The organism is Dorea longicatena (genome assembly GCF_025150085.1).
GTDB classification, from domain to species: domain Bacteria; phylum Bacillota; class Clostridia; order Lachnospirales; family Lachnospiraceae; genus Dorea_A; species Dorea_A longicatena.
This window is the reverse complement of sequence record NZ_CP102280.1, coordinates 1297803-1309585: the sequence shown is the minus strand read 5'-3', so window position 1 is coordinate 1309585 and position 11783 is coordinate 1297803. Positions and strand designations below refer to the sequence as shown.

The following is an 11783-nucleotide window of genomic DNA, read 5'->3' as shown; positions in this document are numbered from 1 at the left end:
GCAAAAAAAGAACTTCCATATAAATGAAAGTCCTTTTCTAATGATGAATGCGGAAGATGGGACTTGAACCCACACAAGCGCAATGCTTACAAGATCCTTAGTCTTGCTCGTCTGCCAGTTCCGACACTTCCGCGCATTCATTATGTAATTTTCACCTTCCTATCAGGAAAGGTAACTGCGGAAGATGGGACTTGAACCCACACAAGCGCAATGCTTACAAGATCCTTAGTCTTGCTCGTCTGCCAGTTCCGACACTTCCGCATTCATCTTTGCTCTCTCGCGAAGACAAGATATATAATACATGAGAATTGTTATTCTGTCAACAGTTTTTTTGAAATTTTTTAATTTTTTTGAACTATTGCATAAACTGTTAATATTTCTTCTGTTTCAGCAGTACATGCTTAATGTATGAAAAAGTTTTTTCCTCTCCTTCTTCGGCCAGCATCTCTAACAATTCATGCAAAAGTTTTGCCGTATCCGGATGAATCATTTTTCCAAGTCTTGCCGCACCCTTTTCGTAATATTCCAATGGATGCCAGTTTCTGTATGCTTCTCCCTGGTAAGTCTTTGAAGCTGCAATACGATCCATGAACATCTCTACCACGTACCGAAGCGGCATTTTCAAACCAACCATGCCCTCCCCCGGTATCACACTATAATCAATCCAGTATTCATAATGATGCTTATTCCGTCCTTTATGATGAAGCCATGCCCAGGAATATCCGGTTGCTTCTCTTTCCGCATTATTCGGACTTCGATTTCCCTGATAGTACCTACATCCCACAAGGAACTCCGTCGGAGAATATTTTGACATATCATGAAGAAGGCCCTGCTTATAAAGTCCTACTTCAAAACATTCTTTCATAACAAGATATTTATGATGATTGATCGTCTGTAAGTGTTGTAATGCTTTCATTTTTCTTCGTCTCAACCTCCACAATCCGGTCCGCCGTAAACACCGCGATCGACCTCTCTTTTAACTCTGCTTTTTTCTGGTCTTTTAAAAGTTCCGGGTAATCCAGAATTCCACGATCTGTCGTTGCTCTTACATACCACCCATATCCCTTAGGCAACGCCGGCAGCGCAAATACGTGCTCCAGCCAGTGCATATTATATGCCACATAGCAATCCGCATTCTTCGTCCGGGCTCCACTGTAATATACTCCAAGCTGTCTGCTTGATACTTCTTTCGGCACCTGCCAAGCTTCCTCGCCATGATACGATACATCAGGAACGCCACAGCAACTCAGATCAATCCCCTGAAGTTCCCTCTCGGGTGTCAGAAGATCATGCTCTTTTCTAAATAAAATCAGTTTTTTAACAAAATCATGTAACATCTTTTTCTTTTCCAGCCCCCGCCAGTCCGTCCATCCGACAGAATTGTCCTGGCAGTAAACATTATTATTGCCCTTTTGGGTGTTACCGAATTCATCTCCTGCCAGTATACATGGTGTTCCTTGTGAAAGAAGTAACAGGAAAAACGCATTATAAATCTGATGTTTTCGAAGTTCTGTAACAGCTTTTTTCCTGCTTGGCCCTTCCGCCCCGCAGTTCCAGCTGTAATTATAATCCGGTCCGTCCTGATTCTTTTCTCCATTTTCCTCATTGTGTTTTGAGTCATAGGATACAAGATCATTTAAAGTAAAACCGTTCTGATCTGTAATACAATTAAATATTCCCTGTTTCTCTGAATGATGCTTAAGCCAGTAAATCACATCCGGAATCATGCCTTCATCGCCTTTAAGGAAACGACGCATCACTGTCTGGAATCCCAGTTCGTGTTCCATTATCTTTGTTTTTTTCAAAACCGGATCTGCATGAACACTTTCTATCGGAATGACCAATGGGTTCAGTATAAAACCATCTATATGATATTCCATCACATAATACCGCAGGCATTCCAGCATCATCATCTTATCTGCACCTGTACAGAACGGCATTTCAAGCACAACCTCTATTCCGGCTTTATGGCATGCTTTGACCATATCCTTAAGTCCTCTGGCCCCATCACCATCCGAAGAATATGCACTCTTAGGAGCAAAATAGAACCCTTCTCCATATCCCCAGTAATTTCTATATGTCTGGCATTCCTCAAATTCATACACCGGCATACAATGGATCTGATTAATTCCAAGATCTGTAAGATAATCTATCTTTTCTATAATCCCCTGAAACGTTCCTTTCGACTTTACCTTCGACGAAGCATGTCTTGTAAATCCCCTTACATGCAGACTGTAGGCAATTACCTGATGATAAGGAATCTGTAAAGTGTGGTCTCCCTCCCAGTCATACTCCTGTGACAGAAAACGGCCTCTGATTTCATGTCTGGCGGTCTCTTTTTTTACACCCCAATGCTCTCTTCCGGCCAGCGCCTGCACATAAGGATCCACAACAACCTCACCATTAATCAAATAATTATACTCATACTCTTCCGGTTCGATATCCGTAAGTGCAATACAGCGTACTTCTCCCACTGCCGTCTCCATCTCAAATTGTCTGTACAGTCGTTTTCTTCCTGCACGATATATTAACAGCTGACATTTTTTCTCTGTCGGAACTGCAATCGAAAAATTTATTTTGTTCTCACTGATCTGAACCCCCAGCGGTAACGGATATCCCTGAACCTCTCTCATATTATTTCCTTCCCATTGTCTGCTGACGCCTATTGCCATCCATCTGCGCCATACATTTCAACATTCTCTTTATTGATCATAAATACATCTACGGATGTCTCTTTTTCAAAATCTTTCCCTTCCAGAATATCCAATGCAATATCAACCGCTTTCTTTCCGATGTTGACCGGCGACTGTGCAACGGTTCCTGCAATCTGACCATCTGCCTTTTTTAATTCTTTTTTTATATCCGGAGAGCCGTCTATACTGTATACAACCGTCTGATCATTTCCAGCAAGATTCAATGCAGTCTTAGCTGCCACGGCCATCTGATCATTTCCACACATAATCGCAGTAATATCCGGCTGTTCATTCAGGATCTTTTTTGCAGCTTCCAGTGCACTGTCGAACGTTCCGTTGGTATCTTCTCTTGCTACGACTTCAAATCCTTTTTCCGCTTTGGCAATTGTCTGCTCAAATCCCGTAATACGGTCATTGATCGAATTCTGCTTTGTTGCCTCCAGAATCGCCACTGTCCCGCCATCCGGATATTTTTCAATCAGGTCATTACCACAGAGCTTACCCGCTTCGCTGTTATTAGAACCGACATAGGCATCTATATAGTCTGTATCTTTCACCTGTGAATCTATATTGATGATCTTCACACCAGCCTCCTGCAAAGCCTGTAATGACGGAGTAATCTTTTCCCAGTCTACCGGGCAAAGAAAGATTGCATTAATCCCCTCATCGATCATCTCCTGTATCTGCTCCGCCTGCGTATCCGCATCCGACGACGGGTCTTTTACTACCATTGTGCACTCTTCTTTATCCACGACCTGCTGTACGGCCTCTTCAAGTGTTATAAAATACGGATTCTGCATATCAATTACAGAAAAGCCAAATTTGTACTTTCCTGCATCATCTGTCTGATCTGTATCCTCCGAATCATCTGTTGTATCCTCACTGACTGCATTATCCACTGGTTTTCCTGCTTCCTTTTTGCATGCGGATAATGCGAAAATGCATACGAGTAATACTGCGATCACTCCTAACATTCTCTTCTTCATCATGTTGTTATTCCTCCTTATTATTGCGTTACATACAGCTACATTTTACAACATTTTTGTCTGTTTGACTACTATCATCTTGCTTTTTATCGCTTTCTTTGTTAAAGTTAAGATAAGTTTTAAAATTAGTAAAGGAGACTATGATATGAGCGACACAAAGGAAACAGAAGGCTACACCACAGTAGAGCTTACACTTGACAATGACGAAGTCATCGAATGTGCAATCCTCACAGTATATGAAGCTGCAGGCAAGGAATACATTGCCCTGCTGCCTCTGGACGAAAATCTTGAGCCGAATGAAGCTGGTGATGTTTATCTTTATCAGTATAATGAAACCGAGGACGGCGAACCTGACCTCGGCAACATTGAAGACGATGAAGAATATGAAATTGCAGCGGATGCATTTGATGAATGGATGGATTCCCAGGAATTCGACGAATCAGACATTGAGGAGTAATTCGGATACAAAACGGGAAGGGAGAAGATCTTTCCCGTTTTTTTCTTTTACATAACTGATAACCAGCTTTCTCTTCGCTCTTGTCATCGCCACATAAAAAAGCCGGCGTTCTTCTTCTATTTCTTCGTTGGCAGTTGCTTTCTTGTATGGGCAGCTTCCCTCATTTGCTTCAATCACAAATACGGTATCAAACTCAAGTCCCTTTGCAGCATGCATTGTCATCAGGTTTACCCCTTCTTTTTCTCCGTTTTTCTTATTCTGTTCTTTCAGCATTTTTCCATAACTTTCAATATGTTCAAACCATTCTTTTATGGTGCCATACCCCTTGGAGTTCTGCCAGATTTCTTCGAGCACTGCAAAAAGATCTTCCGAAGAAATCTTTCTGTATGCTGCATATTCCTTCAGGAACTCATCATATCCCATGCGTTTCCGTATATATTGAATGGCTGCATACGGTGTCTTGTCACAGATCATCTTCATGTCCCATTCCAGCTGATCGATTCTGTCAACCATCCAGTCTTTATCCCGGTAATATCTCCGGAGTGATTCATAAGAAACATTTCCCGTCTTCATACTCTCTCTTGTAAGATAGCGGTTTGGCCGGTTCGCAATCTGGAGAAAATATTTTCTGTCATATTCTCCCTGTGACAAACGGAGATAACTGATCATATCAAGTGCTATAAAATGCTCATAAATGTTATTCAAATGTTCTTTCATCACAAACGGGATCTGATACTCCGTCATCAGTTCTGACATTGCCCTTGCATCCACATTTGTCCTGTACAATACAGCCATTTCCGTATACGATACACCTTTTTCCCGGTATTCGCGAATCCTTTCCAACACATATTCCGCTTCCTGCACCGGATCTTTTACTTCCTGAACATGAACTGTCTCATCTGGTTTCCTGAATGCCTCTATCTTTTTTTCAAACCGGATTTTATTATTTCCGATCACACGCAGAGCCCCTTTTACAATATATCCGCTGCTGCGATAATTGACATCCAGAAGGATCTGTCTGGCCTTTGGATAATCCTTCATAAATTCCTTCATGATTCCCGGCTTTGCCCCTCTGAATCCATACACTGACTGATCATCATCCCCTACCACAAACAGATTGTCCTGAGGCGCCGCCAGCATCCGTACCACATCATATTGTGCCTGATTCACATCCTGAAATTCATCTACAAGAATATACTGAAATTTTTCCTGCCATTTTTTCAGGATATCCGGCCGTTTCATAAAAAGATCTCTGCACTGTATCAGCATATCCTCAAAATCAATTTTACGATATTTCTTTTTTGTCTCCTCATAGGTTCTGTACAGTTTGCGGAATTTCTCTGTCGTATATTTCACCGGCTCATATTCTTCAATATCCATACAGTTATTTTTTACATTTCCTATCTCGATCGCCAGTTCCTGCAGATAATCTTTTTCTTCATCTGCCTCCGGTTCCTGATCCCAGTCAATTCCGGGTAAAATTTCTCTTAATATCCTGTACTTTTCTTCATCCGATAAAAGATTCGACTGATTCAGGCGATACGCCCATTTCAAAATTCCATAATATATTCCATGAAATGTGCCGAATGTTACTGCATAAGAAGAAGGACCACATATACTTCGGGTCCTGTTTTTCATCTCCCAAGCCGCATACTTAGTAAAGGTAATGACCAGAATTTCTTCTGGCCTTACCTTATGCTTCATGATCAGATATTCTATTCTCTTTGCAATGGTTAGAGTTTTCCCTGAACCGGGACCGGCAAGGACCATACATGGTCCTTTATTATGGGCGACTGCCTCTGTCTGAGCATGATTTAAACTCATAGAATCCCCTTACTTGCTTAATAATTCAATTCCGTCTTTAATACGTTTTACAGATTCTTCTTTTCCAAGAATTTCCATAATCTCTGTTGCACCACCCGGCGTGCTCTGTTTTCCGGAAACTGCAGTACGGATTGGCCACATTACATATCCTACTTTCACGCCCTTCTCATCAACATACTTTTTAAGAAGTGCAAATAATGCATCATTGCTGTAATCTTCCTGAGCTTCCAGCAGCGGCAGAACTTCTTTTAATACTTCCAGTGAATTTTCTTCATTCGTTTTCATCTTTTTATGGCAGTACATAGCTGTATCATATTCCGGTACTGCTTCAAAGAAATCAATCTGTTCCTCGATATCCGGGAAAATCTCAATTCTTGATTTTACCAGTGCTGCAATCTTCTTCAGATCATAATCTTTTGTAATAACATCGCGGACATACTTCTCGGCTCTTTCATAAAACTTATCGAAGTCCATAGCCTTGATATATTCCCCATTCATCCACTTCAGTTTTCCAAGATCGAATACAGCCGGTGACTTGTTCATTCGATGGAAATCAAATGCTTTTACCAGTTCTTCCAGTGAGAAGATCTCCTGATTTCCTTCCGGTGACCATCCAAGAAGTGCTACGTAGTTTACAACTGCCTCTGTCACAAATCCCTGCTCGATCAGATCTTCGTAAGAAGAGTGTCCGCAACGTTTACTCAGTTTCTTATGGTTCTCATCTGTAATAAGCGGACAATGAACATATACCGGTACATCCCATCCAAAAGCTTCATAAATCTTATTATACTTCGGTGCAGATGACAGATATTCATTACCGCGCACTACATGTGTAATTCCCATCAGGTGATCATCGACAACATTGGCAAAATTATATGTCGGATATCCGTCTGACTTGATCAGGATCAGATCGTCCAGTTCCTCATTCGGCACTGTAATATCTCCGTAAATCTCATCATGGAATGTTGTTGTGCCTTCTGTAGGCATGTTAAAACGGATAACATGTGGTTTTCCCGCTGCGAGATTCGCCTCAACCTCTTCTTTACTTAAATGCAGGCAGTGCTTGTCATATACAACAATCTCTGTTCCGCCATCTTCATCTGAAACTTTACTCTTCAGCGATTCCAGACGCTCTTTATCGCAGAAACAATAATAAGCATCCCCCTGTTCAATCAGCTGTTTTGCATATTTCAGATAAATTCCCTGTGCATTACGTTCACTCTGTACATATGGACCTACTCCTCCATCTTTATCCGGACCTTCGTCGTGAACCAGTCCTGTTTCTTTCAGAGTATGATAAATAATATCCAGTGCTCCTTCCACAAAACGTTCCTGATCTGTATCCTCAATTCGGAGAATAAAATCTCCGCCTTCATGCTTTGCGATCAAATAAGTATACAACGCTGTTCTTAAGTTTCCTACATGCATTCTTCCTGTAGGACTTGGTGCAAATCTTGTTCTTACCTTACTCATAACTATCATTATCTCCTGTTTCTTATTGTTTTTAAATGTATGAAATCTATGTATTACTACATACATTAGAACACTATTCGTCCTTTCATTGTAGCACAAGTCTGTAACTGACAGCAACCTTTTCTATCATATCTTTCCTTTTTGCTGTTTTTTGAGTTTTCTCTCGATCCAATATTCTTTCTGGAAAACTTCTCTCGGAATAGACACGATACACACAATTCCAAGCACGATTGCAAAAGCCACTTTTACCGCTCCCAATCCTTTTACCGCTGCCATAGCAAGCTGATTGGTCACCAGATAATATGCCGTAAAATATATTCCGGCACCCGGTACTAACGTGATAATTCCCGAAATCAGGAAAATTGTAATAGGACACTTAAGCCGTACCGTCAACATTCTTGCCACCAGCACAGTACACACTGTTCCAATAAATGATGCTACCGCAACAGAACAATATACAGAAGCGAGCTTATATATCATCCAGCCCACCGATCCCGTAATTCCACATCCTATATAAAATCTTCTGGGCACCTGGAACATGACCGCATATGCTATCGTCCCGATAAACGAACACGCCAGATTTGCTACAATTTTTATGACCATCACAAAACGCCTCCCAACACATGATGATAAACCGTCAGAGCTGCCCCGACTCCGATTGCAATATATACAAATACCATGACCGCATCAATCATCTTCACTGTACCCGCCAGATAATCACTGTCCGCCAGATCACGGATTGCATTTACAAAAGCAAGTCCCGGTACCAATGGCATGATTCCGCCTGTTACAATTCCTTCCATCCGCAGATTTCCAAATGCCGGTATCTGCATTGCTGCCAACGCCATCGAAGCAATAATAATTCCTCCTACAATGTGAACCAGGATTTTGGAAATTCCGTGTTTTCCTGCAAACAATGACCACGCAAACACGACACAGCCGACAAAAATCGCCACAAACGCCTCCATCGGTGTTCCTCCCAACAGATATCCCAGTCCCCCAGCACTCAAACCTGCGGCTGCAATCTGATAGGATATCCTTTTTGTCGGCATTTTATTTATCTGTTTTAATTTTTTCCAGGCCTCTTCTATCCCTACATGCCCTGCTGCAATTTCTCTGGAAAGATCGTTTACTTCCGCTACGATTCCCAGATGTGTAGAAGAAAGCGGTACTTGTTTAACTTTTGTATATAATTTTTCTTTATCAGTTCCTGCACAAATAAAGAGTCCGTGACTCAATGTGAATAAATCTACATATTTCACTCCAAATCTATGACAGATCCGCATCATCGTCTCTTCCACACGAAAAATTTCTCCTCCGTTTTTCAGAAGCATCCGTCCTGCTTCCATCGCGAGATTGATCACACGTTTTGTATCAATCTCAGACATCAGTTCTTTTTTCAGATATTTCTCATCTTCATCAGAAAATCCGCATTTTTCGCAAAATTCCATGATGTCCAGGCAACGTTCCTTCTTCATATATACCCAGTCATACTGCGCACAGTAATGTTCACATATATAATGTATCATATATCTGCCGTAACCTTTTCCCTGATCCTTTTTTATGGTTACGATATTCTTAATCTCACATTTCTTTTCTTCTGAAAATATCACTATACAAAGTGTGCGGAGCTTTCCGTGTTCTTCCAGTAAGAACAGTTCTCCTTTTTCCAGCAATTTTCGAATTCTGGATTCATCCGGGTCACCAGCTCGAAGTAATTCTATATAATCTTCTTTCCCGTCTGTCACCTGTCGAATATTCATTTTTCGTTCTGCTCCTTTTTTGATTCTTGACCCTGCCTATTATAACACCTGTCATTCTAAAATCCTAGAGCATTTTTTCGCAAAAAAGATGTGCTTTTCGCACACCCTTTTTACCCCAATTATATCATCTTCCATTCGGCCGGCTTATAAGTTCTCCTCCCTTGTTGTAAAGCATCCCATCCCGGCTTTCATACACCGGATTATCCGGTGCAACTTCAATATACATAAGTCCGCCTATCTTCTCCAATACTCCTGGTGCAACAAAAGTAATATTCGCCGGAATATAGACTTCTACCGCATCCGAAATTCCATCCAGTGCATGTTCTCCTATTCCGCTGCATCTTTCATCTGCCGGAAAGATGATCATCCCATCACACAGAATCAGATCCAGATTCTCATATCCTTCTATCACGCCTTCTGAATTCACCTTAAAGCCTTCCAGGTTCAACAAGTCTTCTGTCATTGGTTCTCCTGCAGGTTCTTCTGTTATTTTTCCTGTTATAGATTCCGGAACACTCTTATCCGTAACTGTTTCCTGCGTTATGGTCTCTGTTTTCGCGGAGTCCATATTTGCCCATGCAGCTTTCCCGTCTTTTGCTTCCGGAACACCTTTTACTTCCGGAATTATTTCTTCTGTTTCCGTCGGTCTTATTACATCCTGCATCGTTTTCTTTATCGTCACAGACTTACATACACTTTTCGCAGTTTTCTTTACATCCAAAACCTTCTGAGTTCCTAATTCAAAACAATCTTTTACCATATCCACGCCATGACTTTCCGATACTGCTTTGCAGAATCCTTCACCGGATCCTGTATAAGCATCCATCTTCTCCACATTCATTATTCCTGCGACAAGACGGGTACAAATTGCCAATATAATCAACATAGCCACATCCATTCGGATCCATCTGTCCATGTTATTACGTTTTAATATAAATGTATCTGCTTTTACACCGGCACTCTTTTGTATATTCATTCCCATCTATCCACCTTCTTCCCTGACATTTCACTTATAGTTTATATATATGATTATAAAGCACGTACTTAAGGAAAGAAAGTGGCATCTCGCCACACTCGAGATACCACTTTCTTTTTAGCAGTTTCTTTATATCCTTTTATACGTTGATTTCCGCTGTTACGCCAAGGATTTCCTTATTTGCTTCCAGCATCGGATTTACCACATTATTCAGATATGCCTCCACCTGTACCGGTGCACGTCCTACATATTTGGCAGGATCCATTGTCTTCTGCAATTCTTCCAGTGAAAGGTTGAATGCCGGATCTGCTGCGATCAGTTCAAGCAGGTTATTATCCAGTCCTTTTTCTTTTACATTACGTCCTGCTTCCATAGATAATTCACGGATTCTCTCATGAAGTTCCTGTCTGTCTCCACCGGCTTTTACAGCGTCCATCATGATGTTCTCTGTAGCCATGAACGGAAGTTCTGACATAAGTCTCTTTTCAATAACTTTCGGATATACAACCAGTCCGTCTACTACATTCAGACACAAGTCCAGAATACCGTCAATTGCAAGGAATCCTTCTGGTACGCTGAGACGTTTGTTTGCTGAATCATCCAGTGTTCTTTCAAACCACTGTGTCGCAGAAGTGATTGCCGGGTTCATGGCATCCACCATCACATATCTGGAAAGTGAAGCAATTCTTTCACTTCTCATTGGGTTTCTCTTATATGCCATTGCAGAAGATCCAATCTGTGTCTTCTCAAACGGTTCTTCAATCTCTTTCAGATGCTGAAGGAGACGGATATCATTGGACATCTTATGGGCACTTGCTGCGATACCTGCAAGTACATTCACAACCCTGGTATCCACCTTACGTGAATAAGTCTGTCCTGATACCGGATAGCAGGTCTCAAATCCCATCTTCTTGGCGATCATCGGATCAATCTTATCGATCGTCTCCTGATCTCCGTCAAAGAGTTCCAGGAAACTTGCCTGTGTTCCTGTCGTTCCCTTAGATCCAAGAAGTTTTAAGCTTCCCTTCACATATTCCAGATCTTCAAGATCCATCATAAATTCCTGCATCCAAAGCGTTGCTCTCTTACCTACTGTAGTAGGCTGTGCAGGCTGGAAATGTGTGAATGCCAGTGTCGGAAGATTCTTGTGTTCATCTGCGAACTTTGCAAGTTCGGCGATCACATTGATCAGTTTCTTTCTGACGATTTCCAGTGCTTCTGACATCAGGATGATATCTGTATTATCACCTACATAGCAGGAAGTTGCTCCAAGATGGATGATTCCTTTTGCCTTCGGACACTGTTTTCCATATGCGTATACATGAGACATTACATCATGGCGGACTACTTTTTCTCTTTCTTTTGCCACATCATAATTGATGTCATCTGCATGTGCTTTTAATTCCTCAATCTGTTCATCTGTAATATCAAGTCCCAGTTCTTTTTCCGTCTCCGCAAGAGCGATCCAGAGTTTTCTCCATGTGCGGAACTTCTTATCCGGCGAAAAAATGTACTGCATCTCTTTACTTGCATATCTTTCTGAAAGTGGACTTGTATATCTGTCGTTACTCATACTCATAATCTCCTTCATCAATTCTTCTACCTGACTAT

The 11783-nt window shown here is 41.4% G+C and carries 10 protein-coding genes and 2 tRNA genes; 1 reads left to right on the top strand and 11 read right to left on the bottom strand.

The features are described 5' to 3' along the window. Window positions 1–48 precede the first annotated feature (48 nt). From NQ508_RS06200 to NQ508_RS06180, 5 genes are all read right to left on the bottom strand, one after another. Window positions 49–133: transfer RNA gene (locus NQ508_RS06200), tRNA-Leu, on the bottom strand. A gap of 43 nt (window positions 134–176) precedes the next feature. Continuing rightward, a tRNA-Leu gene (locus tag NQ508_RS06195) sits at window positions 177–261 on the bottom strand. A 109-nt stretch (window positions 262–370) separates the two neighbouring features. Continuing rightward, window positions 371–916, bottom strand: coding sequence for a DUF5662 family protein (locus tag NQ508_RS06190; RefSeq protein ID WP_006426753.1), 546 nt, complete (start codon window positions 914–916; stop codon window positions 371–373). Further along, a complete protein-coding gene (locus NQ508_RS06185; RefSeq protein ID WP_080543119.1) occupies window positions 876–2633 on the bottom strand; it encodes an alpha-amylase family glycosyl hydrolase in 1758 nt (585 codons plus the stop codon). Before NQ508_RS06185 ends, NQ508_RS06190 begins: the two co-directional genes overlap by 41 nt. Window positions 2634–2662: 29 nt before the next feature. Further along, window positions 2663–3682, bottom strand: coding sequence for a sugar ABC transporter substrate-binding protein (locus NQ508_RS06180; RefSeq protein ID WP_006426755.1), 1020 nt, complete (start codon window positions 3680–3682; stop codon window positions 2663–2665). A 142-nt stretch (window positions 3683–3824) separates the two neighbouring features. Between NQ508_RS06180 and NQ508_RS06175 the strand changes: the two genes are divergently transcribed. Next, window positions 3825–4136, top strand: coding sequence for a DUF1292 domain-containing protein (locus NQ508_RS06175; protein WP_022416057.1), 312 nt, complete (start codon window positions 3825–3827; stop codon window positions 4134–4136). Here the strand turns inward: NQ508_RS06175 and NQ508_RS06170 are convergent. From NQ508_RS06170 to purB, 6 genes are all read right to left on the bottom strand, one after another. Continuing rightward, window positions 4119–5960 (bottom strand): ATP-dependent helicase, encoded by a 1842-nt coding sequence (locus NQ508_RS06170; protein WP_006426757.1) that lies wholly within the window; start codon window positions 5958–5960, stop codon window positions 4119–4121. The two genes, NQ508_RS06175 and NQ508_RS06170, sit on opposite strands and share 18 nt — an antisense overlap. A gap of 9 nt (window positions 5961–5969) precedes the next feature. Then, the gene (gene gltX / locus NQ508_RS06165; protein WP_022416055.1) at window positions 5970–7433 is read right to left on the bottom strand and encodes a glutamate--tRNA ligase; all 1464 of its coding nucleotides are present in this window, start codon (window positions 7431–7433) and stop codon (window positions 5970–5972) included. 126 nt (window positions 7434–7559) lie between these two features. Beyond that, window positions 7560–8036, bottom strand: a complete 477-nt coding sequence (locus NQ508_RS06160) for a threonine/serine exporter family protein (RefSeq protein WP_006426760.1) — start codon at window positions 8034–8036, stop codon at window positions 7560–7562. Beyond that, the gene (locus tag NQ508_RS06155; protein WP_006426761.1) at window positions 8036–9196 is read right to left on the bottom strand and encodes a threonine/serine exporter family protein; all 1161 of its coding nucleotides are present in this window, start codon (window positions 9194–9196) and stop codon (window positions 8036–8038) included. The genes NQ508_RS06160 and NQ508_RS06155 overlap by 1 nt, the downstream gene beginning before the upstream one ends. 124 nt (window positions 9197–9320) lie before the next feature. After that, entirely contained in the window at window positions 9321–10172 is an 852-nt protein-coding gene (locus tag NQ508_RS06150; RefSeq protein ID WP_161158753.1) for a hypothetical protein, read from the bottom strand. Between the two features lie 139 nt (window positions 10173–10311). Then, on the bottom strand, window positions 10312–11745 hold the full coding sequence (gene purB, locus NQ508_RS06145) for an adenylosuccinate lyase (RefSeq protein ID WP_022416053.1): 1434 nt from the start codon (window positions 11743–11745) through the stop codon (window positions 10312–10314). Window positions 11746–11783: the final 38 nt, after the last annotated feature.